We start from the raw sequence: 23442 nt of genomic DNA, 5'->3' as shown, positions 1-23442 counted from the left end.
CTCCCCAACGCGCGAGCCGGGTGCCGGGTTGAGTCCGGTTGCGGCAGGATATGGAAATGGCACGTCCCCTTGACCAGCTCCCCAAGGCTCACCTGCACCTGCACTTCACCGGCTCGATGCGGCACACGACGCTGATCGAGCTGGCTCGCGATCAGGGTCTGCACCTGCCCGACGCGCTGGAGGAGGACTGGCCGCCCAAGTTGCGCGCGACCGACGAGCGGGGCTGGTTCAGGTTCCAGCGGCTCTACGACATCGCCAGGTCGGTGCTGCGGCGCGACGAGCACGTGTACCGGCTGCTGCGGGAGGCGGCCGAGGACGAGGCGGCCGAGGGTTCGCGGTGGCTGGAGATCCAGGTGGACCCGTCGGGGTTCGCGCCGCGGTTCGGGGGGCTGACCAGGACGCTGGAGCTGATGCTGGACGCGGCCGCGCGGGCGGCCGAGCACGCGGGGATCGGCATCGCGATGATCGTGGCGGCGAACCGCACCCGGCATCCGCTGGACGCCAACACGCTGGCCAGGCTGGCCGGGCAGTACATCGACAGGGGTGTGGTGGGGTTCGGGCTGTCCAACGACGAGCGGCGGGGGCAGGCGCGGGACTTCGACCGGGCGTTCCGGATCGCGAAGAAGGCGGGGTTGCTGGCCGTACCGCACGGGGGTGAGCTGCTGGGGCCGCGCAGTGTGGCCGAGTGCGTCGACGATCTGGACGCCGACCGGGTGGGGCACGGGGTGCGGGCGGCGGAGTCGGAGCGGCTGATGCACCGGCTGGCCGACCGGCAGATCTGCTGCGAGGTGTGCCCGACGTCCAACGTGGGGCTCGGGGTGGTCGAGGACGCGTCGGACGTGCCGCTGCGCCGGCTGTTCGACGCGGGGGTGCCGATCGCGCTGGGGGCCGACGACCCGCTGCTGTTCGGCTCGCGGCTGCTGCCGCAGTACCGGCTCGCCCGGGAGGAGTACGGCTTCGACGACGCGGAGGTGGCCGAGCTGGCGCGGCAGTCGGTGCGGTCGTCGGCGGCTCCCGAGTCGGTGAAGAAGGACCTGCTGAAGGGTGTGGACGCGTGGCTGTCAGCGGACTGAGCGGGCGATCCGCACGGCTCTGGTGAGTGAGGCGACGCCTTCGAGGCGCAGGCCCTGGCCGCCGTCCTGCCAGGCGAGGGTGGGACCGGCCAGGCGCAGCGGGACGGGTGTGCCGCCGCCGCCGGGCAGGTAGGTCAGCGTGTGGTGCGTGGAGATCCACCAGCCCTGGGTGGCGCCGACGCGGGTCTCTTCGGGCCATGGCGGGCCGAGGTCCTTGCGGAAGACGAGTTCGAGGCGGCCGTCGTACTGGTCCAGGCGTACGCCGCCGGGCCAGGTGAGCGAGACGACTCTGCCGCCGTCGCCGACGGTCACCCGCTCGGGGTCGCCGAGCTCGGCGGGCAGCTTGATCGGGAACTTGGCGGCCCGTCTGGCCTCGTCCAGGGTGACGACGCGCTCGCCCGGGATCGGCTGCCGTTCGCCGGGGGCGGGCGCCGGGTCGCCGACGCGCAGCTCGATGCCCGCGTAGCGGAGGATCTGCACGACCGCCGCCCTGCCCTGCGGGGTGGCGGCGGTGGCCGCGGTGACGGCGAGCACGATGGCGGCGACGAGCTGCCAGCGCCTGATCCGGCGCGGCGCCCGCCTGCGCTCGGGCTCGGGTCGTTCCAGGCGTGCTCGTACGGCCGCCGCCACGCCCGCCGGGTCGGGCGCGTCGAGGGAGTCGCCGAGGGCGATGAGCTCGGCTTCGAGATCGCGCGGATCATCCGAGGTCACGACCCACCTCCTCCCTCAACCTGGCCAGGCCGCGGTGTGTCCGCGACTTGACCGTTCCGACCTTCCAGCCGAGCACGTGCGCAGTCTCCGCTTCCGAGAGCTGTAAGAAGTACCTGCAGACGACCGCTTCGCGTTCCCGGTCAGGGAGCAGGCGTACCGCCGCGAGCAGGCGGGTCCTGCGGTCGGTGGCGATCGCCGTACCCTCGGGGTCGTCCGGCGCGGCCTGTTCGGCGGTCGCGCCGAGGCGCGCGGTCAGGTCGGTCCTGCGTCCGCGTCCCCTGGTCAGGTTGTGTGTCTCGTTGGCGACGATGCGCAGCAGCCACGGTTTGAAGGGGGCGTCGCGCCGGAAGGTGGACAGGTGCCGGAAGGCTTTCACGAACGCCTCCTGGACGACGTCCTCGGCCTCGTCGCCGGCGCCGAGCATCGCGGCGGTGCGGTGCGCGAGCGTGCTGTAGCGCGCGACCAGCGCCTCGTAGGCGGCCAGGTCGCCGGCGAGGGAGCGGGTGATCGCTTCGTCGTCGTCCATGGACGAGTGAGATTCCACCGCATGGGCAGGGGTCCTGGGAAGGGCGGCGTGTGTTCAAGAATTGGGCACTAGACTCTCCAGATCCGTGACCGTGGCGACTGCTGCGGTTTTTCCATGGAGGAACGGGACTTTATGTCTGGGTATGACCGTGTAGTTCAACCGGCGGCCGGCGACGAGGCTCTCGAGAACCACCTGGGTGGCGACGAGGGCAAGAACTACCGGCGATACGAGTTCGACATGGTCGCGCCACATGTGGGGCGGTCGCTTCTGGAGATCGGGTCCGGGCTCGGGCACTTCGCGGAGCAGTTCCTGCCGCGGGTGGACCGGCTGGTCGTGAGTGACTTCGATCCCTACTGCGTCGATCAGCTCCGCAAGCGGTTCGCCGGGCGGGACGAGATCGACGTGCTGCAGTTCGGGCTGCCGACGGAGATCCCGCTGGAGGACAAGGTCGACACCGTCGTCCTGATGAACGTCCTGGAGCACATCGAGGAGGACGCCGAGGCGCTGCGTTCGCTGGCCCGGGTCACGCTGCCCGGTGGGCGGATCGTCATCTGGGTGCCCGGTTACATGCAGCTCTATGGAGACTTCGACCGCAAGGTCGGGCATGTGCAGCGGTACACACCCAAGACGCTGCGCGCCACGGTCGCCAAGGCGGGGCTGGACATCGAGGTGCTCAAGCCGATCAACTTCCTGGGCGGCATCGCCTGGTGGGCGGCGGTCCGCCGCGGCGGCGTCGGCTACCCGGACCCCCGCCTGGTCAAGATCTACGACCGTACCGTCGTCCCCGCCACCCGCCTCCTCGAGCGGTTCATCCGTCCTCCCTTCGGCCAGACCGTCTTCTGCGTCGCCCGCGTCCCCTCCTGAGGCGGCACGCGGCAAATCCCCGCGTGCGAGACTTTGGCGATGGTTCAGCGATCAAGAGGGCCCTCCGAGTTGCTCGGCGGGCCCTTTCTGGGAAGTGCGGCCGTCGAGGCGGGGCTGGTCACCGCCGGGCAGTTGCGCAGCGCGCGCTGGGTGAGGGTGTTCCGCGATGTCTACCTTCACCGGGACCTGCGGCTGACGCCCCGGCGCAAGGCCCAGGCCGCGATGCTGATCGCGCCCGCGAACGCGGCGGTCGGCGGGCGGCTGGCCGCCTGCCTGCATGGGGTGAACCTGTTGCGCGACGGTGATCCGGCGGAGCTGGTCGTCCCGGTGGGGACGATGATCAGGCAGCGGGACGGCCTGCTGGTCAGGCAGGCGACGATCGCGCCGGACGATCTCGTCGAGGTGCGCGGGGTGCCGGTGCTGACACCGTTACGGGTGGCGTTCGACCTGGCCCGCAGTGAGCCTGACCCGGCCGCGGCGGCCGTGATCGTCAACGCCCTGTCCCGCTCGCGCCGCCGGGTCAACCACTTCGACCCGCCCGCGCTGCTCTCCTACGCCTTGCGGCACCCAGGCGCCCGGGGCGTTCGCCACCTTCCGCAGGTCGTCGCGTACAGCTTCATCCCGTCGCCGTAGCGGTGGTGCCCGTCTGGGGGCACATGCCCATACAGGCGGAATGGGCACCTTTGAGCTGACACCTATCCGGGTAGCGACGGAGAGGAGGTCGGGATGAGCGAATACGTGAAGGCACGAGAGCTCGCCGAGCAGGCCCGGGAGACGGAGTGGGCACGGCCGAGCTTCGCAAAGCAGCTCTTCCTCGGAAATTTCCGGCTTGAGTTGGTGCATCCTGCGCCCGCCCTCGACGAGGCGCAGACCAAGCGCGGCGAGGAGTTCGTCCGCGCCCTGCGCAGGTTCCTCGACCACCGGGTCGACCCCGCGCTGATCGAGCGGACCGCGCGCATCCCCGACGAGGTGGTGAAGGGCCTGGCCGCGCTGGGCGCGTTCGGGATCACGATCGAGGAGGAGTACGGCGGCCTCGGCCTGCCGCACCTGTACTACAGCCGCGCCCTCATCCTGGTCGGCTCCTACTCCCCCGCGCTCGCCGCGATGCTGTCCGCGCACCAGTCGATCGGCGTCCCGCAGCCGCTGAAGCTGTTCGGCACGCCGGAGCAGAAGCGCGAGTTCCTGCCCAGATGCGCCCGCGGCGAGATCTCCGCGTTCCTGCTCACCGAGCCGGACGTCGGCTCCGACCCGGCGCGGCTGGCGACGACCGCGACCCGCGACGGCGACGACTACGTGCTGGACGGCGTCAAGCTGTGGACGACGAACGGCGTGGTCGCCGACCTGCTGGTGGTGATGGCCAGGACGGGCGGGAAGATCAGCGCGTTCGTGGTGGACGCGCGCGCGGAGGGCGTCACGGTCAGGCGGCGCAACGCGTTCATGGGGCTGCGCGGCATCGAGAACGGCGTGACGGAGTTCTCCGGGGTCAGGGTGCCCGCCAGGAACCTGATCGGGCGCGAGGGGCAAGGGCTGAAGATCGCGCTCACCACGCTGAACACCGGGCGGCTGTCGCTTCCCGCCACCTGCGCGGGCGGCGCGAAGTGGGCGGTGAAGATCGCCAGGGAGTGGTGCAACGCCCGGGTGCAGTGGGGGCGCAGGGTCGGCGAGCACGAGGCGGTGGCGCGCAAGCTGGCCTTCGTCGCGGCGACCGCGTACGCGCTCGAAGCCGTGGTGGACCTGTCCAGCCGGATGGCCGACGACGAGTCGTACGACATCAGGATCGAGGCCGCGCTGGCCAAGCTGTTCGCCTCGGAGATGGCCTGGCAGGTCGGCGACGAACTGGTCCAGATCAGGGGCGGCCGGGGCTACGAGACGGCCGAGTCACTGGCGGCCAGGGGTGAGCGCGGGGTGCCCGCCGAGCAGATCCTGCGCGATCTGCGCATCAACCGCATCTTCGAGGGCTCCACGGAGATCATGCACCTGCTGATCGCCCGCGAGGCGGTCGACGCGCACCTGTCGGTCGCCGGTGAGCTGGTCTCCCCGGACGCCTCCCGCCAGGAGCGGGCGCGGGCGCTGAAGCGGGCGAGCCGCTTCTACGCCCGCTGGCTGCCGACGCTGGTCGCGGGCACCGGCAACCTGCCCGCCTCCTACGGCGCGTTCGGCCCGCTGGCCCGCCACCTGCGGTACGTGGAGCGGACCAGCCGCAAGCTGGCGCGCTGCACGTTCTACGGGATGTCGCGCTGGCAGGCCGGGCTTGAACACAAGCAGGGCTTCCTGGGCAGGATCGTCGACATCGGCGCGGAACTGTTCGCGATGACGGCCACCTGCGTGCGGGCCGAGGAGGACTCGCGCGACCTGGGCCGGCGTCCGCTCGAGCTGGCCGACACGTTCTGCGGGCAGTCGCGTCTGCGGGTGGACGCGCTGTTCGCGCGGCTGTGGGACAACACCGACAGCCAGGACGCACGGCTGGCCCGCTACCTGCTGGACGGCCGCTACACCTTCCTGGAGGAGGGCATCCTCGACCCGTCGATCGAGGGCCCGTGGATCGGCGCGCCCTCGGGCGGAGAGAACGTGCACCGACCCATCCCCTGAGAGGGTCCATGCACGATTGTGATCAAAAGAGCATATATCGCGCGGTATTCGGTCGCGATGGAGCGCGGTCTAGACCGCAAAGGGGCGGATGTTTTCAAACCGATACCAACCGGTATAGACCGGCCGCTGAACACAGGCTTACTCTGACGCAAACGCGTCGAGCTGCTGCTCTGCGCACCCCCATTCCCCTGGGCGGGGTCCGGTGGCTGGTACGGACCAGCGTCACCCGTCCGACGAGAAGGCGGTATCTACGGTGAACAAGAAGCTTGTGGGCGCGGCCACGCTCGGCCTCGCCACCATGCTGGTCCTCACCAGCTGCGGCTCCAGCGACCCCGCGCCGGGCGGCGGCGACAAGAAGGCCGAAGGCGCCGGTGGCGCCGTCACGTTGAAGCTGGTCGCGGCCGACTACGGCGACGGCCCCACGGCCGAGAACAGCGGCCAGAAGTTCTGGGAGAGCCTGAAGACGGAGTTCGAGGCGGCCAACCCGAACATCAAGATCGATGTCCAGGTGATCAACTGGAACGACATCGACAAGCAGGTCGCCACCATGGTGCAGAACGGCCAGGTGCCGGACATCCTGCAGACCGGTGACTACTCCGGCTTCGTCAAGGAGCAGATGCTGCACAAGGTCGAGGAGATCGTCTCCCCGAACGTGCAGACCGACCTGCTGGAGAAGTTCGCCGAGTACGGCAAGGTCGAGGGCACCGCGTACGGCCTGCCGTTCGTCTCCTCCGCGCGCGCCATGTTCTACAACAAGGAGCTGTTCACCAAGGCCGGCATCACCGAGCCGCCCAAGACCTGGGACGAGCTCAAGGCCGCGGCCGAGAAGCTGAAGGGCGCGGGCGTGACCCAGCCGTTCGGCCTGCCGCTCGGTGCCGAGGAGGCCCAGGGCGAGTCGTTCCTGTGGATGATGGGCAACGGCGGCGGCTACAAGGACGCCTCCGGCAAGTGGGCGATCAACTCCCCGCAGAACGTCGAGACCTTCGGCTACATCAAGGGCCTGGTCGACGCCGGCCTGACCACCCCGAACCCGGGCACCAAGGACCGCAAGACGGTCTGGGAGGACTTCGCGGCCGGCAAGGTCGGCATGGTCAACGGCGGCCCCATGTCGATTCCGATCTTCGACAAGGGCACGGTGAAGGACAAGTACGGCGTCGTCGCGATCCCCGGCAAGGCCGGCCCGCTGGACACCACGCTCGGCGTCATGGACTGGATCATGGCGTTCAACAAGAACAACCACCCCGCCGAGATCAAGAAGTTCATGGACTTCTTCTACACCGGCTCCGCCACCCAGAAGATCGTCGATCTCTACAAGCTGCTGCCGGTCACCAAGGGCGGCATCGAGAAGCTGTCGGGTGACGAGAAGCTCAAGCCGTTCCTCGACGGCCTGCCGAACGCCACGTTCTACCCGTTCCAGGACCCGAAGTGGTCCGAGGTGAACACCCAGATCAAGCAGACCATCGGCGGGGCCGTCAAGGACGACCCGGCGAAGGTCCTGGAGGGCCTGCAGAAGGTCGCCGACGCCGGCTGATCCCCGGCCTGACAGATCGGCGGGAGGTACGGCCGGCGCAGCGGCGCCGGCCGTACCTCCGCTAACCAGAAAGCGGGAGTTATGCAGCAGAAATCGAGGGGGTGGCGCGCCCTCGAGCCCCTGGCCTGGGTCGGGCCCGCGATCGTGCTGATCGCCCTGGTCGTGCTCTGGCCGGTGGTCGAGATGATCAGGTCGTCGTTCCTGAAGATCAGCCGGTTCGGCGTGGTCCAGGGCTCCAACGGCACCGCCAACTACACCAAGCTCTTCGCCGAGGACGACTTCGGCGGCGTGATGTTCCGGAGCCTGATCTGGGTCGTGGCGGTGGTGGTGCTCACCGTGCTGATCTCGCTGGCCCTCGCGCAACTGTTCAACCAGCGCTTCCCCGGCCGCAAGGTCGCGCGCTGGGCGCTGATCGCGCCGTGGGCGGCCTCGGTGCTGATGACGGCGATCATCTTCAAGTGGATGCTCGACCCCGAGGTCGGCCTGATCAACATGATCCGGCGGGATCTCGGATGGATCGACGCCATGGGCGGCGCGGCGGCCGACCAGCTCGGCGACGCCTCGACCGCGATGCCGTGGCTGATCTTCGTCGCGGTGTTCGTGTCGGTGCCGTTCACCACCTACGCGCTGCTGGCCGGTCTGGCCACCATCCCCGCCGACGTCTACGAGGCGGCCCGGATGGACGGCGCGTCGAAGCTGCGCACGTACTGGTCGATCACGCTGCCGCTGCTGCGGCCCGCGCTCACGGTCGCGGCGCTGATCAACATCATGAACGTCTTCAACAGCTTCCCGATCATCTGGGCGATGACCCACGGGCAGCCGGGCTACTCGACGGCGACCTCGACGATCTTCATGTTCATCCTCAAGAACTCAAATATCGGGGAATCGGCTGCGATGTCGGTCATCAACTTCGGCATGGTGATCGTGCTGACCGCCATCTTCCTGAAGGTCTCGCGCTGGAAGACGGAGGTCCAGTGATGGCCGTCAAGACCGCCTCGCACACCCGGCCGTCGCACGCCCGCGCCATGCCGCGCGGCACCCGGAAACTGCCGTCCGTCAAGACGGTGGTCATCGCGGCCGTCGCCTACGTGGTCTCCTTCATCTTCCTCTTCCCGTACCTGGTCATGCTGCTCACCGCGCTGCGTCCGCAGACGTCGCTGCGCGAGGCCACGTACTTCCCCACCAGCTACGACTGGTCGAACCTGACCAACTTCTGGACCGGCGGCCTGGCCGACAACCTGTGGGTCACGCTGAAGGTGGCGGCGGGGTCGACGATCCTGGTCCTGCTGGTGGCGCTGCCGGCGGCCTACTACACCGCCCGGCACAACTTCAGGGGGCGTACCGCGTTCCTGATCCTGGTGCTGATCACCCAGATGTTCCAGCCGACCGCGATGCTCGTCGGCATCTACCGGGAGTTCTTCCAGTTCGGCCTGGTCGACAGCATCTGGTCGCTGATCCTGGTGAACGGCGGCTTCAACCTGGCCTTCGCGGTCTGGATCCTGAACGCCTACTTCTCCTCCATCCCGCGCGAGTTGGAGGAGGCGGCGTTCATCGACGGCAACGGGCGCTTCGGCGCGCTGTTCCGGATCACGCTGCCGCTGGCCATGCCGGGCGTCATCACCGCGCTGATCTTCACCTTCATCGCGGCCTGGAACGAGTTCGTGGTCGCCCTGACGCTGACCACGACGCCGGAGAAGCAGCCGCTGACGGTGGCGCTGAACTCCTTCATCGGGCAGTACCAGGTGGACTGGCAGAACCTGTTCGCCGGTTCGGTGATCGCCACCATCCCGGTGATCATCCTGTTCGCGCTCATCGAGCGGAAGGTGGTCGGCGGTCTGACCGCCGGTTCGATCAAGTAGACCTTCCTCGCGAGGCCGCCCGCGTTTCCTCCTCCGCGGGCGGCCTCACTAATTGCGTTGCGCCGCCGTACCGGGGCCGCCTACTGTCGTGGACATGCGCCTTTACCTGTGATGCGCCGGGGCTGACCTGATCAGCCCGGCCTCAGCTCGTTCCCCCGTCCGTTCCAGACGCGGCAGCTGAGCTTGTCCGACCGGCCCTGGCCGCGTCGTCCGTCACGTGAAGGAGCCTTCTCATGCGTGTTCGTTCCGCCAAGAAGCTTGGTAACACCCCGCCCGACCATCCGGGGCGGAATCTGCCGCCGATGCCGCGGCAGATGCCCAAGATGCCGCAGCGGCCCATCGCACCGCCGCGCCGCATCCCGCCCAAGGGCCGTTAAGGCCCCGTCGAGTGCCCCGTCTCCCTCAGGGAGGCGGGGCACCTTCGCGTTCGCGGCCTCCCTCGTGATAGAAAGCTGAACGAACGTCCCACTTTCTAGCGAGAGGCTCGCCGTGTCCTATCGCGAGGTCTTCACCATCCCCGGCACGAAAGCGTTCGCCTCGGCCGGGTTCCTGGCCCGGATGCCGCAGTCCATGGCCGCCATCGGCATCGTCACCATGCTGGCCCGGCTCGGCGGCGGCTTCGGACTCGCGGGCGCGGTCGCGGCCACCTTCACGCTGTCCACCGCCCTGGCCGCACCGCAGATCTCCCGCCTCACCGACCGGTACGGCCAGAGCCGGGTGCTGCCGCCCGCCACCGCGCTCAGCGTGCTCTCCCTCGCCGCGCTGCTGCTCTGCGCCCACCTCGGCGCCCCCACCTGGACGCTGTTCGTCTTCGCGCTCCCCGCCGGATTCATGCCGAACATGGGGGCGATGACCAGAGCCAGATGGAGCGAGCTGTACCGGAACTCCCCCAGGCTGCACACCGCCTTCTCTCTCGAGTCGGTGCTCGACGAGATGACCTACATCATCGGCCCCGCCCTGTCGGTGGGGCTGTCCACCGCGGTCTTCCCCGAGGCGGGCCCGCTGGCGGCGGCGCTCTTCCTGGCGGTCGGGGTGACCCTGTTCGTGATGCAGAGGCGAACCGAACCGCCGGTCGTCCCACGGACCGGCGCGGTCACCGGGTCGATCCTGCGGGTGGGCGCCCTGCGCCTGCTGGCGGTCGCCCTCGCCGCACTGGCCACCAGCGTCGGCGCGCTGGAGGTGGTCATCGTGGCGTTCGCGGGCGAGCGCGGGCAGTCCGGCGCGACGGGAGCGGTGCTGGCTGCCTACGCGGTCGGCTCGTGCCTGGCGGGGCTGGTGTTCGGGACGCTCAAGATCTCCGCGCCGCCGGAGCGGGTGTTCGTGGTGACGATGGGCGGGATGGCCGTCGCGACGCTGCCGCTGCTGCTGGTGGACGGGATGTGGTCGCTGGCGGCGGTGGCCTTCCTGTCCGCGGCGCTGTGGGCGCCCACGATGATCACGGTGATGGCCATGGTGGCGCGGATCGTACCCGAGGAACGGCTCACCGAGGGCCTGACCTGGGTGCTCACCGGTATGACCGTCGGCCTGGCGGCCGGATCCTCGGTCGGCGGCTGGGTCGTGGACGCGGCCGGGAGCACGACGGGGTTCTGGGTGTCGATCACGGCGGCGTTCCTGGCGCTGGGGATCGCCGTGCTCGGCCGCCGAGCGCTGCGTGCCACGCTGGAGCGCGGAGTACTCTGCCTCACGGGGTGACGAGCACAGGAGGTGCGCGCTGAGCGAGCCGACCACGGACGGGCGCCGCCTGAAGGGCGAGCGCCGCCGCCAGGAGCTGATCGAGGCGACTCTGCGGGTGGTCGCCAGGGACGGGGCCTCCGGAGTGACGCACCGTACGGTCGCCCGCGAGGCGGGGTTGCCCACCACCGCGTCCACCTACTACTTCGCGGGCATCGACGACCTGCTGTGCGCGGCGCTGACCAGCGTCATGGACAAGGACGCCGCCCGGGTCCAGCGGCTGACGGCCGAGACCGAGACGCTGGAGGAAGGGCTGCGGGGCCTCGCGGAGATGATGGCCGACAGCGCCGCCGACCCCGCCGACCGGCTCGCCGACAACGAGCTCTACCTGCTGGCCGCCCGCCGCCCCGAGCTGCGTGAGCCGGTCAGGCGCTGGCTGGAGGCGGTGGCCGCGTTCGCCCGCAGGCACACCGACGATCCGATGCGGGTCAGGCTGTTCGTCGGCGCGCTCGACGGGCTGTGCCTGCAGTCGCTGCTCGTCGAGCGCCCGCCGACGGTGCGGGAGTTCGAGGCGATGCTCCGCGAACTCCTGCCCGGTTAGAGCCGCTCGATGATGGTGACGTTGGCCTGGCCGCCGCCCTCACACATGGTCTGCAGGCCGTAGCGTCCGCCGGTGCGCTCCAGTTCGTGCAGCAGCTTGGTCATCAGGATCGCGCCGGTGCCGCCCAGCGGGTGGCCCAGGGCGATGGCGCCGCCGTTGGGGTTGACCTTGGCCGGGTCGGCGCCCAGCTCCTTGATCCAGGCCAGCGGTACGGGGGCGAAGGCCTCGTTGATCTCTGTGACGTCGATGTCCTCGATCGACAGCCCGGCCTTCGTCAGCGCCTTCCGCGTCGCGGGGATCGGCGCGGTCAGCATGTACACCGGGTCGTCGCCGACGAGGGCGAGCTGGTGGATGCGGGCGCGCGGGGTCAGCCCATGGTCGCGTACGGCCTGCTCGGAGGCGATCAGCAGGGCGCCCGAGCCGTCGGAGATCTGCGACGAGGTGGCCGCGGTGATCTGGCCGCCCTCCTTCAGAGTCTTCAGCCCGGCCATCTTCTCCAGCGTCGTGTCGGGCCGCGGGCCCTCGTCGTCGGAGACGCCGTTGATCGGGGCGATCTGGTCCCTGAAGTAGCCGTTGGCGATGGCCTTGGCCGCGCGCTGGTGCGACTCGAAGGCGAACTCCTCCAGCTCGGACCGCTTGAGGCCCCACTTCTCGCACATCAGCTCCGCGCCGCGGAACTGGGAGATCTCCTGCTTGCCGTACCGCTCCACCCACATCTCGCCGAACGGGAAGGGCATGCCCTTCTCCAGCGCGGTGGTGATCGAGGAGCCCATCGGCACGATGCTCATCGACTCGACGCCGGCCGCGACGACCAGGTCCTGGGTACCGGAGAGGACGCCCTGGGCGGCGAAGTGGATCGACTGCTGCGAGGAGCCGCACTGCCGGTCGATGGTGACGCCGGCGGTGGTCTCCGGCAGGCCTGCGCTCAGCCAGGCGTTGCGCGCGATGTCCATGCTCTGCGGGCCGAACTGCATGACGCAGCCCATGATGACGTCCTCCACCGCCGCGGGATCGACGCCGGTGCGCTCGATGAGCGCCTTCAGCGTGTGAGCCGCCAGGTCAGTGGGGTGAACGGTGGAGAGCCCGCCCTTCTTCTTACCGACCGGGGTCCGGACCGCCCCGACGATGTACGCCTCTGCCACAGTGCCTCCCATACAAAACCGAGCAAGATTCGGTTAGTGGCAGATTACAACAGAACCTTCGTCTGTGACTCCTCCGCTCCCTGAAGGGAGCGGCTTCTCGCTAGGCCGCTTCCGTAGCCTGGCGAAGGGCAAGCCCTGCCCTGAGAATGTTCTTGGCCGCGTTGACGTCGGCGTGCGCGGTATGCCCGCATGCCGTACATCGGAACTCGGCTTGGGTGAGACGGTTCTCCCGTGCGCAATGCCCGCACCGGGCACAGGTGCGGGAGGTGTTGGCGGGATTCACCGCGATCAGCTCTCGACCGGCGCTTTCAGCCTTGTGTGACAGGATCGTCAGGAACACCCCCCAACCCGCGTCGAGAATCGAACGGTTCAGGCCCGACTTCGGTGCGACGTTCCGGCCCGGCGCCTCGATCGTGCCGGACGCCGACCGGGTCATGTTCCCGATCTTCAGGTCCTCGGGCACGATCACGTCGTAGTCGCGAACCAGCGCCAGCGCCGCCTTGTGCGCGCCATCGAGGCGCTGACGGCGGACCTTGGCATGCAGCGCGGCAACGCGGGCGATCGCCTTGCGCCGCCGCTTCGATCCGCGCTTCCTGCGAGCCAGATCCCGCTGTGCGACGGTGAGACGGTCAGCGAACGCTCGCAGGTGACGCGGATTGGCGACGTGCACACCATCGGAGGTGGTGACGAGCGAGGCGACGCCCATGTCCACACCGACCACCGCGCCGGTGGCCGGGAGCGGCTCGGCGGGCACCTCATCGCACGACAGCACCACGAACCAGCGGGAACCTTCCCGTTTCACGCTGATCGTCTTCACCGTGCCCAGGACGCGGCGGTGCTGGTGCACGCGGACATGCCCGACGCCCTGAAGCCGCACGAACGTGGCGGTCGGATGTTCGGGCTGGGAGTCCCACCGGCAGCCGTCACCGTCCTTGGGCCACTCCACCGTGTCGAACCAGCCGCGCCCTTTGAAGCGGGGAAAGCCGGGCGTACGGCCCTGGCGGATGCGCTCGAAGAACGCGGCGAACGCCTTGTCCAGGCGGCGCAGCGTGGCCTGCTGGGAGGAGAACGACCAACGCGCCTGCCCGTCCGGGTCGTCGGCACGGATGTGCTTCAACTCGCCGGACTGGTCGCCGTACCTGACCGTCACCCCGGCCTTGCGGTAGGCGGTGCGGCGGTGCTCAAGAGCGGCGTTGTACAGCTGCCGGTGGTCTTCCAGGCATTGCGCGAGCGCGGCGGCCTGCTTGACGGTGGGGCGCAGCAGGAACTTGAACGACCTGCGCACACCCACCTCCCACGCTCGGTAACGAGAACATCACGGTATCGGCCGGCACCGACAAAACCCGGAAGAAATCTGCGATGCGCCAACCTGACAGGTCAATGCACGCTCGGGCCTTGGCGGCCCTCCCGCCCCCGATTCCCCCGTCGCCTAAAGACGACGCCCCCCGGGAGGATCTGATGGATGGAGTGGAGACGGGTATCCGGCCTGCCGCCCAGGCTCGTGCACGCGGTCGGCGGGCAGACCTGCCAGCTCTGGGACATGGCGGCGGACGTACTCGCCTTCCGGGTCGAACCGCCTGGCCTGCCGCAGCGGGTTGAAGGCCCGGTTCGGCCTGGTGTCGTTGCCGGTCCCGGCCACCCACTGCCAGTTGCCGTAGTTGTTGGCCACATCCCCGTCGAGCAGCAGCTCCCAGAAGTGCCGCGCGCCGATCCGCCAGTCCACCCGCAGGTACTTGACCAGGTACGTCGCGGTGATCAGCCGAGCCCGGTTGTGCATCCAGCCCTCGGCCGCGAGCTGACGCATCCCCGCGTCCACGATGGGCATCCCCGTCATGCCCTCCTTCCAGGCCTGCACCGCGTCCTGGTCGTCCCGCCAGTTCACCTCTCGCGGCCGGTAATCCCGCCGGTCGATCTCTGGGAAGGCGAACGTCACCTGATGGTGGAAGTCGCGCCAGCAGAGTTGCCGCACGAAGGCCCCCGCCGCCTTGGTGACCAGCTCCAGCGGCGACAGGCAGCCGAAACGCAGGTAGGGGCTCAACCGGGAGGTCCGGTCTCCGGCCAGGTCATCGCGCCCCTCGGCGTACTCGTCCAGGCTCAGCCGCAACCACCGCTCGGCGCGAGCCCGGGCCGCCTTCTCCCCACCCCGCATCCCCGTGTACGGCTCGCGCCCCGGCAGCCGTCCCGCCTCGATCCCGGCAGGTATGGGCACCCGCTCGGGCGGGTCGAGCACCGCCCGCCGCGGGTACTGCGACCAGGCTCGCCAGTAGGGGGTGAAGACCCGGTAATGGTCTCCGCCCCCGGACGGCAGCAGCGCGCCTGGCGGGACCACCGTCAGCCCGGGGAAGCGGCGCAACGGGATGCGTCCGGCGGCCAGGCGGTCCTCCCTGCGCCGGGCCAGCGCGCTCACGTCGGCACTGGTATGGACCGCCTCGGCCGACACCTCGCCGGCCAGTTTCATCGTCTCGGTGACGGTGTCGCCGTGCCGTACCACCAGATCGCCGGCGCGTGCGCGCAGGTGCTCGCGCAGGTCGGCCAGGCAGTCAAGCAGGAAGGGGGTGCGCGGGCCCGCCGGCACGGCCGGGTCGAGCACGAACAGCGGCACCACGTGCCGGGCCTGCGCGCAGGCGGTCGCCAGCGCCGGGTGGTCGTGCACCCGCAGGTCTCTGGTGAAGAGCACAATCACGGTGTCCATCACAGAGTTATTCGACCGCGGACCCCGCCCTGGTTGCATCCGCGGCGGCCCTGGCCGTCGAAAGAGTTTGGAATAGGTTTCCCGGATGCCTAGCCGGTGCGGTGCGAGCTCGTCAGGGTCGCGTAGACGATGATGTTGTCGGTGTAGTGGCCGGTGTTGCGGTTGTAGACGCCGCCGCAGGTGATGACGTGGAGCTGGGCGGTGTCGCGGTCGCCGTACACGCGGTCGGTCGGGAACGTCGTCTTGCTGATCTGTTCCACGCCCGCCACGGTGAACACCGCGGTCGTGCCGTCACGGCGCTGAACCTCGATCTTGTCGCCGTAGACGATCTCGCCGACCCGGCTGAAGACCGCGCTCGTCGTCCGCGTGTCCTTGTGCCCGACCAGCACCGAAGGCCCGACCTCACCGGCGGTGGAGCTGTGCCGGTACCAGCCGACCAGGTTCCTGTTCTCGATCGGCGGGGTCTCGATGCGGTTCTGCCGGTCCACGCCGAGCGGTTTGATCGGGGCCTTGATGCCCAGCCGCTTGATGGACAGCGACATGGGCGTCGAGGGCTGCATCGGCGGCGCGGGCACCACGGGCGGCAGCGGCGGCGGCTCCTCCGGCGGGGCCTCGAACCGCACCTTCTCCGTCTCAGGGTTGGCGGGCACCTGACCGTTGGGCTGGTTGGCCAGCGACAACGACTCACGGCCGTCGTCCAGGCCGTACTCGCCCGGCGACGCCACCATGAACAGCAGCCCCACCACCACGGTCACCACACCGGCGACCGCCGCGAAGATCAGCGTCGAGCGCAGGATCTTGCTCCTGCGCTCGTACGGGTCCTCAGGAGCGCCCGGGTAGGGGTAGTGCGCCACGCTCAGCCCCAGGGGATGGTACGGCGGCGCATGTACAGCCCGCCCACACCGGCGACGAGCACCAACGCGGACCCGGTCAGCACGAACATCCTCCCGTCCGGCCCCATGTCACCGCCTCCTCCGGTCTCCGCCCCACCCTTGGGAGTCTTGGTCACCTTGCCGTTCCCACCCACGGGCGTCTTGGTGACGACGGCGGTGACGGTACGGGTGGGCTTGGGGGTGGTGTTGGTGGGGGTCGGCGTGGGGGTGGGGGTGCCGGTCCCGTTCCCGGCGGCGACCGTGAAGGTGTATGTCTTGAGCGCCGCCTCGTTCTGGACCGTGCACTGGTAGGACGGCGAGTTGCCGGTCGCCGCGTCCGACCCAAAGTTGATCTTGCCGGGCTTCACGGTGACGGTGCCCGCGGCGTTGGCCGTCGACTTCAGGTTGAAGGCGGCCGTGGGCAAGGCGATGATCGCGTCGGCCGTGACGGCGCCGGTCGCGCCCTCACCCGTGGCGGAGGTCAGGTTGGTGATGCCGGTGAGCGCCGCGTAGGCGAAGATCTTGGCCGCGGGCATGGTGCCGGTGGCGGGAGCGTAGAGCTCCTGGCCCGACTGGTAAGTGCCCTTCCAGCCGATGGTGAACTGCTCGCCCACCTTGGCCGTGGTGGGCATGGTGAGCTCGACCTTGATCTGGATGTCCTGATCCTCGGCCGCCGAGGTCCCCAGCTTGCACTGGTAGTCGACGATGTCGGTGTTCGTGCCGTTGCCGGTGCCGGTGCCGGCCTGGACAGTGATCGACGCGGTCGCAGGATTCGCCGCGGTCAAGGTGCAGTCTGTCGTGATCGCCGTCGCGTTGGGAGGGGTGACGATGATCTGGAGCGTCTTCGCCGTCTGAACTGTGCCCGGGGACAGAGTCACCGTGCCGGCGGTGCTTGGTGCGGTAACAGTCGCTGCCACAGTCTGCGAGGTGGGGACGAACTGGCCTCCGATGGCCAAATCGGTGGTCAAGGTCTGCGAGTACGAACCCACTAGCGTCGCCGGCGTGGCGCCCCCCGTCAGAGTGAGGGTGTTCTTGATCTCCACCTTCGTGCCCACCGCCAACGCCCGGCCCGCAGTCAGACCTGTCGGCACACTCCAGGTGACCTGGCCGGTCTTGCCGGGCTCCATGGAAGCCGGCGAAGTCACCGTTACCGGGACTGCGGGATTCTGATTGAACCCACCCGCCGTGCAGTTGTAGGTCAGCGCCGGGGCGGCCATCCTCGTGTCCGCCGAGACCGGGGACGTCAGTCCCAAGATCGAGCCCGCGAGCAAGCCGAGTGTGCCGGCGAAGGTCAGGGCGGAGGTCTTGAGGGCGAGGCGGCGCCGCGCCTTGGACTTCAGCACTGGCTTGTCTCCGTTTCAGCACAGGCGGTTCAACTGGCGACCCAGGATTCCAGCCCTTGGTCACGGTTAGGTAGAGATCTTACGAACTGTCCCTGTGAATCACCTGGAAACCACAAAAACACTTACAAATTTCCCTGACGCCCCTGTCACCCCTTCTTCTTGGACATGGTGGCGTAAACGATGATGTTGTCGGTGTAGCTGTGGTCCTTGGCGTTGTACACGCCACCACACGTGATCAGCCTGAGCTGGGCGTTCTTCACGTTTCCGTACACCCGGCCGGTCGGGAACGAGGACTTGCTCACCTGCTCGATCCCGCTCACCACGAACTTGGTGACCTTCCCGTCCGTCCGGTACACGTAGATCGCGTCACCCTTGGCGATCTCCTTCAGCCGCTTGAAGACGGCCGCGCCCTTCTTCGTGCTCACGTGCCCGTTGATCACCGACGGCCCGATCTCCCCGGGCACGGGGCTGAACTTGTACCACCCGGTCAGGTTCGGCTTGGCCAGCGGCGGTGCCTGCAGCTTGCCCTTGATGTCCACGGTCACCGACCCCACGGGCGCGTTGACCTTGATCTTCGGGATCCGGATCCGCAGCGGCCTGGCCTTGGCGCTCTTGGCGATCGGCGCGGCCACCGGCCCCGCCGCGACCGGCGGCGGCGCGCTGAGCGCGGCCGGCAGCAGCGGCACGCCCGCCCCACCGGGCCCGACGGTCGGCGGCAGCTCGAACTGCCCGGCCACGTTGTTCACCTCGACGGTGCCCTCCCGCCCCGGCTGGGCCAGCGGCGTCGGCCGCGACCCGTCGTCCACCGGCGACAGGTACGCCAGCAGCCCCACCGTGATGGCGGCCACCCCGCCCAGCGATCCGGCGATCAACAGCCCCGGAAGGGCCTTGTTCAGCAGCGTCTTCTGCTCGCTCATGCGCGCGCTCCTCCCTTACCGGCCGCCGCGATCCGCCGCCGCCGGAGAACCAGCCCACCGGCCGCACTCCCGGCCAGCAACACCGTCCCCCCGGCCATCAGCCCGTACGGCTCCCGCCGCTCAGGCGCCTCCCCGGTATCGACCCCACCGGTGGGGATCTTCTTCACCTGCCCCTTGACGTACTTGGTCGTGACCGGCTTCGGCGCGGCCGTACCGGTCGGCGTCGCCGTCGTCGTCGCGGTCACCCCGGGCGCGACGGTGACCACCCTGTTGCCCCACGTCCGGGTGTCGTTGGGGTGCGGCGCCTGGTTGGTGGGATTGCCCGTCGTCGGCCCGTTGGTCGGCGTGTTGGTGGGGGGCGGCGTCGTGGGCGGCGGGGTGGTGGGCGGCGGCGACGTCGGAGGCGTGGTGTCCCCCTGGACGGTCACCTCGACCGCGCCGGGGTTGTTGGTGATCACACACGTCGACCGGTGGTGCGTCGGCGGGTTGACCATCTCCCTCGTGATCACCCGGAAGCCGTCCAGGTTGATCGGCCGGTCGTCGAGGTTCTCAATCTTGATCTTGTGCGGGCCGTAGGCGAGGTCCTTGCGGCTCCACAGCGTGATGTTGCCCTCGGTGCTGATCGTGTCGGACCCGTTGGGGTTCTTCGTCGGGTCGACCTCCGCCTCGGCGCTGCCTACGGTGACCTTCACCCTGCTGACGTCGCGCATGCGGCGGCCGATGTACTCGATGCCGGTCCCGACGAAGGAGAGTTCGGCACTCGCCCACTGGTCGCCGGAGGTGTGGATGTCACGCAGGTGGTCGCGGAACTCGGGCTGGGTGGACTGGTCGTGCACCCACGTCCCTGCGAGGTACTTCACCGCGGGCTCGTCGTCGTTGACCACGACCTCGCCCGACGGCGGCACGAAGTCCACCACGAGGCCCTTGGGTTCGATCTTGACGACACCCTCGCGGTTCAGGTGCGCGAAGTCGGACAACCCCTCCGGCAGCGTCATCGGCAGGTCGGGCTGCAGTTCCCCCTGCTCCTTGTTGCCGCGCGGCTCAAGCACCCCGTTCCAGGCGCCCGACAGTTTCACGTTCCCGGTCAGCTCGACCCGACCGCCCGAGGCGTAGTAGCCGGGCGAGACGAAGGTGCGTTCGTTGACGTACTCCAGCGACCAGCCCAGATTGAGCGTGCTGCCCACCTTGAGCACAGTGGGGATGCTCACCTTGGCGCGCAGTTGGACGGGAGCCGAGCCCGCAATGCCACTAGTGCACTCGTAGTCGACCACGAGTTTGGCCGTGTTGGCCGACGCGGGCTGCGCTACGAACGTGGCCGAGGCGGCCAGACCTAACGAAGAGGCGATCAATGCCTTGCGCCACCGAGCCACGGGACACTCCGATCAAGCACAGTAAACCGAAGGTAGATCTTAGGGTTCGCACCCTCCGCGCCACAGGCGAAAGCGCCTCACTTCAGACACTTGTGATGAACCCGTGTCCAGCCCGGCGTACATCAAACAATGCACCAGAATCGTATTCTGTGGCCGAGTACCTCAGCCTGGAGGCAACAGATGCACAGAGACCTCTTCGAGGAGGAGCACCTGCTCTTCCGCGAGACCGTGCGCGAGTTCCTGGCCCGCGAGATCGTTCCACACCACGCGCAGTGGGAAAAGGACGGCATCGTCCCCCGCGAGGTGTGGAAGAAGGCCGGCGAAATCGGGATGTTCGGCTTCGGGGTGCCCGAGGAGTACGGGGGCGCGGGCGTCAAGGATTTCCGCTACAACACCGTGATCGGTGAGGAGATCATCAGGATCGGCGCCTCCGGACTCGGCTTCGCGCTGCACAACGACGTCATGTCGCCGTACATCGTGGAGCTCAGCGACGACGAGCAGAAGCAGCGCTGGCTGCCCGGCTTCGTCTCCGGCGAACTGATCACCGCGATCGCGATGACCGAGCCGGGCGCGGGCAGCGACCTGCAGGGCGTCAGGACCACCGCCGTCCTCAACGAGGACCACTACGTCGTCAACGGGCAGAAGACGTTCATCACCAACGGCATCAACGCCGACCTCGTCGTCGTCGTCGCCAAGACCGACCCCACGGCGGGGGCGCGCGGCACGACGCTGCTGGTCGTGGAACGTGGCATGGAGGGCTTCAGCCGCGGCCGCAACCTCGACAAGATCGGTATGAAAGCGCAGGACACCGCCGAACTGTTCTTCGACAACGTCCGCGTCCCCGTCGCCAACCGCCTCGGCCCCGCCGACGGCCAGGGCTTCTACCAGCTCATGAACAACCTCCCCCAGGAACGCATGTCCATCGCGGTCGGCGCGGTCGCGGCGGCCGAGACGATCCTGGAGCAGACCATCGAGTACTGCAGGACCCGCCAAGCCTTCGGCCGTAGCATCGGCACGTTCCAGAACACCAAGTTTGTGCTGGCCGAGCTGGCCACCGAGGTCGAGATCGCCCGCCACTACGTCGACAAGTGCGTCCTGGCGCTCAACGCTGAGCAGCTCACCGCGGTCGACGCGGCCAAGGCCAAGTGGTGGACGACCGAGCTGCAGAACAAGGTCATCGACCGCTGCCTGCAACTGCACGGCGGCTACGGCTACATGATGGAGTACCCGGTCGCCAAGGCGTGGATCGACAGCCGCGTGCAGACCATCTACGGCGGCACCACCGAGATCATGAAGGAGATCATCGGCCGCTCCTTCGGTTTCTGAGCGAAGCGGCTACTCTCGCCCGAGATATCCCGGGCGAGAGTAGCCGCATGAAGCTCCCGCGAGTGAAACCCGAGCACCAGCCCTACCGCCGCGACAGCCGTACCGTGCGGATCGGCGGGGACGTCTACGGGCTCGCCACGGAGATCCACGACCCGCAGGGCTGCGCCTGGTACGCCCTGCGGCTCATGGACGGCACCCGGTCCGTACAGGAGATCGCCGACCTGGTCGGGGCGCGCTTCCCCGGCCAGGAGGACGTGGTCGAGACGCTGCTCGCGGCCGGGCACGTCGAGGACGCCGCCGCCGTGCCCCCAGCCGAGCTGAGCACCCGCGAACTCGACCGCTACACCAGGAACGCCGACTACTTCCGCTGGACCGACCTCGCCCCCCGCGAACACGGCTGGGAGCCACAGCTCCGCCTGAAGCAGGCCCGCGTCCTCGTCCTCGGCCTCGGCGGCACAGGCACCCACGCCGCCTGGGCCCTCGCCGCAGCGGGCGTCGGCCACCTGCACTGCGTCGACGCCGACCGCGTGGAACTCTCCAACCTCAACCGCCAGATGCTGTACGGCGGAGCCGACCTCGGCCGCCACAAGGCCGCCGTGGCGGTCGCCCGATTACGCGAGACGAACACCGACATCACCGTCACCGGCGAGAACCGCCGCATCACCAGTCGGCAGGAGCTCACCGAACTGGCCGCAGGCTTCGACGTCCTGGCTCTCTGCGCCGACGAGCCGCGCGGCGGCGACGGCATCCGAGCCTGGGCCAACCGGGCCGGACTGCCGTGGGTGGGCGGAGGGTACGCGGGACCGCGGGTGTCGGTGGGCGTGTTCGCCCCCGGCCACCCCTGCTGGGAGTGCCTGCGGGCCGAGGGCGAACGCCGAGGCCAGCGGACCGACTTCGGCTTCCCCGGAGTGATCTCCACCTCGGCCGGGCTGTCCGGCCTGCTCACCGCCCAGGGGGTCGTCTCGCTGCTCACCGGCATCCCCGACATCCCGCCCGGCTACGTCGTCGGCCTCAACCTGGTCTCCCCCGACGACCGCGTCTTCACCCGCTTCCCCTCCAGAGCCGACTGCGCCGTATGCGGCCAGGCCACGACGTTGACCGACTCGATGTAACGGCTCAGACTCAGGCAGTCGTCCACTCACGAAAGGGCCAACCCCTCCATGAGTCCTGAAGAGATCACCCAGCTCGAGGTTTCCGCGGACGAGCCGGAGCCGAACACCAGGATCGTCATCCGCCGCCTGGACCGGACCGAGACCACCGACTTCCCGGCCAGCAGCGGAAACTCCAACTGATCCCGGCTTCGAGCACCGGTGGACGCGCCTACCCCGCGCGCCCGCCGGTCGCTCGCTCGGCCGAACCCGCCGACCGGCCCCGAAATTCAGCGCATACTGGTCATCATGGACGGCGGCCTGATCCTTCTGGTGTTCCTGGCGCTCCTGTTCGCCTGGCTGCTCAACCGCGTGCGCCGAGCGATACGGCTGGGCCCGATCGGCTATGTCGGGGTGATGGTGGTCTTCGTCATCGTCATGCTGGTGATCTGGGGCCAGACCATGCGCTGAGCGGCCTCACGGGCGCGCGGTGGCCGCCAGGACGAGCTCGGCCACCAGATCAGGGTCGTCGCTCATCGGGACGTGCCCGCACCCCTTGAGGAGCTTCACCCGCTGCCCCGACCACTTGGCCGCGCGCACCGCCTGGCGGCACGGCAGCAGCCGGTCGTGCTCGCCCCACGCGATCGTGATCGGCACCTTGGGCGGCGCGGGCGGCATCAGCCCGGAGAACGACGCCAGCGTCTCGTCGAACCCGGCGGAGCCCACCAGCGCCTCGGCGGAGGCCATCAGCGCGGCCGGATCGAGCCGGCCGGGCCGGGCGACCAGCAGCCCGGCGGACAGCGCCCGGCCCAGCGGGCTCCGCGCGGAACGGGCCGCCTGCTCGGGTGGCAGCGCCATGGCCGAGGCGCGCAGCCCGCGCAGCACCGCCTGACACCACAGCAGCTCGGCCCGCGACCAGAACCCGGCGGGCGACAGCACGGTGGCGGACCGCACGGCCCCACGCGAGGCCAGCTCCAGCGCGATGTACCCGCCCAGCGAGTTACCCGCCACATGCGGCTCACGCACCCCGAGCCGCTCGCAGAACTCCTCGACCGCGTCGGCCAGCGACTCCGCCGTGTACGGCGTGCCCTCCGGCAGCCCCGGCGACCGCCCGAACCCCGGCAGATCGACGGCGATCACGTCACGGGAGGCCGCCAGGCGGTCGATCACCGGCAGCCACGCCTGCCAGTGGTGACCGATGCCGTGGACCAGGATCAGCGGCGCGCCCGTGCCGCGGCGTTCAAAGGCCAGCTCCATGGGGACGAGT

At 69.3% G+C, this 23442-nt stretch carries 24 protein-coding genes; 14 read left to right on the top strand and 10 right to left on the bottom strand.

Translation table 11 applies throughout. The features are described from left to right. Window positions 1-56 precede the first annotated feature (56 nt). On the top strand, window positions 57-1073 hold the full coding sequence (locus ABZ911_RS00320) for an adenosine deaminase (RefSeq protein WP_358049641.1): 1017 nt from the start codon (window positions 57-59) through the stop codon (window positions 1071-1073). Here the strand turns inward: ABZ911_RS00320 and ABZ911_RS00315 are convergent. Together ABZ911_RS00315 and ABZ911_RS00310 are read right to left on the bottom strand one after the other, a co-directional pair. Beyond that, window positions 1062-1784 (bottom strand): hypothetical protein, encoded by a 723-nt coding sequence (locus tag ABZ911_RS00315; RefSeq protein ID WP_358049638.1) that lies wholly within the window; start codon window positions 1782-1784, stop codon window positions 1062-1064. The two genes, ABZ911_RS00320 and ABZ911_RS00315, sit on opposite strands and share 12 nt — an antisense overlap. After that, window positions 1771-2310, bottom strand: coding sequence for a sigma-70 family RNA polymerase sigma factor (locus ABZ911_RS00310; protein WP_358049635.1), 540 nt, complete (start codon window positions 2308-2310; stop codon window positions 1771-1773). The genes ABZ911_RS00315 and ABZ911_RS00310 overlap by 14 nt, the downstream gene beginning before the upstream one ends. A 132-nt stretch (window positions 2311-2442) precedes the next feature. Between ABZ911_RS00310 and ABZ911_RS00305 the strand changes: the two genes are divergently transcribed. From ABZ911_RS00305 to ABZ911_RS00265, 9 genes are all read left to right on the top strand, one after another. Further along, on the top strand, window positions 2443-3174 hold the full coding sequence (locus tag ABZ911_RS00305; protein ID WP_358049632.1) for a methyltransferase domain-containing protein: 732 nt from the start codon (window positions 2443-2445) through the stop codon (window positions 3172-3174). Between the two features lie 39 nt (window positions 3175-3213). After that, window positions 3214-3807, top strand: a complete 594-nt coding sequence (locus ABZ911_RS00300) for a hypothetical protein (RefSeq protein ID WP_358049630.1) — start codon at window positions 3214-3216, stop codon at window positions 3805-3807. 93 nt (window positions 3808-3900) lie between these two features. Beyond that, window positions 3901-5763 (top strand): acyl-CoA dehydrogenase family protein, encoded by a 1863-nt coding sequence (locus ABZ911_RS00295; RefSeq protein WP_358049627.1) that lies wholly within the window; start codon window positions 3901-3903, stop codon window positions 5761-5763. Window positions 5764-6016: 253 nt separating this feature from the next. Further along, a complete protein-coding gene (locus ABZ911_RS00290; RefSeq protein ID WP_358049624.1) occupies window positions 6017-7294 on the top strand; it encodes an extracellular solute-binding protein in 1278 nt (425 codons plus the stop codon). Window positions 7295-7375: 81 nt separating this feature from the next. Then, on the top strand, window positions 7376-8272 hold the full coding sequence (locus tag ABZ911_RS00285; RefSeq protein WP_358049621.1) for a sugar ABC transporter permease: 897 nt from the start codon (window positions 7376-7378) through the stop codon (window positions 8270-8272). Further along, window positions 8272-9153, top strand: a complete 882-nt coding sequence (locus tag ABZ911_RS00280; RefSeq protein WP_358049618.1) for a carbohydrate ABC transporter permease — start codon at window positions 8272-8274, stop codon at window positions 9151-9153. Before ABZ911_RS00285 ends, ABZ911_RS00280 begins: the two co-directional genes overlap by 1 nt. 233 nt (window positions 9154-9386) lie before the next feature. Next, the gene (locus tag ABZ911_RS00275) at window positions 9387-9530 is read left to right on the top strand and encodes a hypothetical protein (protein ID WP_358049616.1); all 144 of its coding nucleotides are present in this window, start codon (window positions 9387-9389) and stop codon (window positions 9528-9530) included. 112 nt (window positions 9531-9642) lie between these two features. Then, window positions 9643-10845, top strand: coding sequence for an MFS transporter (locus ABZ911_RS00270; protein WP_358049613.1), 1203 nt, complete (start codon window positions 9643-9645; stop codon window positions 10843-10845). Continuing rightward, entirely contained in the window at window positions 10805-11425 is a 621-nt protein-coding gene (locus ABZ911_RS00265) for a TetR family transcriptional regulator (RefSeq protein ID WP_358049610.1), read from the top strand. The genes ABZ911_RS00270 and ABZ911_RS00265 overlap by 41 nt, the downstream gene beginning before the upstream one ends. On the opposite strand, the gene ABZ911_RS00260 is transcribed toward ABZ911_RS00265, so the two are convergent. The 7 genes from ABZ911_RS00260 to ABZ911_RS00230 form a co-directional block, all read right to left on the bottom strand. Continuing rightward, window positions 11422-12567 carry an acetyl-CoA C-acetyltransferase gene (locus ABZ911_RS00260; protein ID WP_358049608.1) on the bottom strand — a complete coding sequence of 382 codons (1146 nt, stop codon included), beginning with the start codon at window positions 12565-12567 and terminating at the stop codon, window positions 11422-11424. The genes ABZ911_RS00265 and ABZ911_RS00260 overlap by 4 nt on opposite strands. Before the next feature lie 100 nt (window positions 12568-12667). Continuing rightward, window positions 12668-13852, bottom strand: a complete 1185-nt coding sequence (locus tag ABZ911_RS00255) for a transposase (RefSeq protein ID WP_358049605.1) — start codon at window positions 13850-13852, stop codon at window positions 12668-12670. 144 nt (window positions 13853-13996) lie between these two features. Beyond that, the gene (locus ABZ911_RS00250; RefSeq protein ID WP_358049602.1) at window positions 13997-15259 is read right to left on the bottom strand and encodes a deoxyribodipyrimidine photo-lyase; all 1263 of its coding nucleotides are present in this window, start codon (window positions 15257-15259) and stop codon (window positions 13997-13999) included. Window positions 15260-15348: 89 nt separating this feature from the next. Then, the gene (locus tag ABZ911_RS00245) at window positions 15349-16113 is read right to left on the bottom strand and encodes a class F sortase (protein ID WP_358049599.1); all 765 of its coding nucleotides are present in this window, start codon (window positions 16111-16113) and stop codon (window positions 15349-15351) included. A 2-nt stretch (window positions 16114-16115) separates the two neighbouring features. Beyond that, complete coding sequence (locus ABZ911_RS00240; RefSeq protein ID WP_358049596.1) at window positions 16116-16916, bottom strand: hypothetical protein; 801 nt, start codon at window positions 16914-16916, stop codon at window positions 16116-16118. Window positions 16917-17620: 704 nt separating this feature from the next. Continuing rightward, on the bottom strand, window positions 17621-18391 hold the full coding sequence (locus ABZ911_RS00235) for a class F sortase (RefSeq protein WP_358049593.1): 771 nt from the start codon (window positions 18389-18391) through the stop codon (window positions 17621-17623). After that, window positions 18388-19761 carry a hypothetical protein gene (locus ABZ911_RS00230; RefSeq protein WP_358049590.1) on the bottom strand — a complete coding sequence of 458 codons (1374 nt, stop codon included), beginning with the start codon at window positions 19759-19761 and terminating at the stop codon, window positions 18388-18390. The genes ABZ911_RS00235 and ABZ911_RS00230 overlap by 4 nt, the downstream gene beginning before the upstream one ends. A 180-nt stretch (window positions 19762-19941) precedes the next feature. On the opposite strand from ABZ911_RS00230, the gene ABZ911_RS00225 reads away from it, so the two are divergent. From ABZ911_RS00225 to ABZ911_RS00210, 4 genes are all read left to right on the top strand, one after another. Further along, the gene (locus ABZ911_RS00225; protein WP_358049587.1) at window positions 19942-21087 is read left to right on the top strand and encodes an acyl-CoA dehydrogenase family protein; all 1146 of its coding nucleotides are present in this window, start codon (window positions 19942-19944) and stop codon (window positions 21085-21087) included. 47 nt (window positions 21088-21134) lie between these two features. Next, window positions 21135-22199: a ThiF family adenylyltransferase gene (locus ABZ911_RS00220; protein ID WP_358049584.1), complete on the top strand. Its 1065-nt coding sequence runs from the start codon at window positions 21135-21137 to the stop codon at window positions 22197-22199. Between the two features lie 48 nt (window positions 22200-22247). Next, window positions 22248-22379 carry a hypothetical protein gene (locus tag ABZ911_RS00215; protein ID WP_358049582.1) on the top strand — a complete coding sequence of 44 codons (132 nt, stop codon included), beginning with the start codon at window positions 22248-22250 and terminating at the stop codon, window positions 22377-22379. Window positions 22380-22484: 105 nt separating this feature from the next. Then, window positions 22485-22646, top strand: a complete 162-nt coding sequence (locus tag ABZ911_RS00210; RefSeq protein WP_358049579.1) for a hypothetical protein — start codon at window positions 22485-22487, stop codon at window positions 22644-22646. 6 nt (window positions 22647-22652) lie between these two features. On the opposite strand, the gene ABZ911_RS00205 is transcribed toward ABZ911_RS00210, so the two are convergent. Next, on the bottom strand, window positions 22653-23432 hold the full coding sequence (locus ABZ911_RS00205) for an alpha/beta fold hydrolase (RefSeq protein ID WP_358049576.1): 780 nt from the start codon (window positions 23430-23432) through the stop codon (window positions 22653-22655). Between the last annotated feature and the right edge of the window lie 10 nt (window positions 23433-23442).

Source organism: Nonomuraea sp. NPDC046570, from assembly GCF_040645915.1.
Taxonomy (GTDB): Bacteria; Actinomycetota; Actinomycetes; order Streptosporangiales; family Streptosporangiaceae; genus Nonomuraea.
Note: the sequence above shows the minus strand (reverse complement) of the source record. Positions and strands in the feature narration are given on the sequence as shown.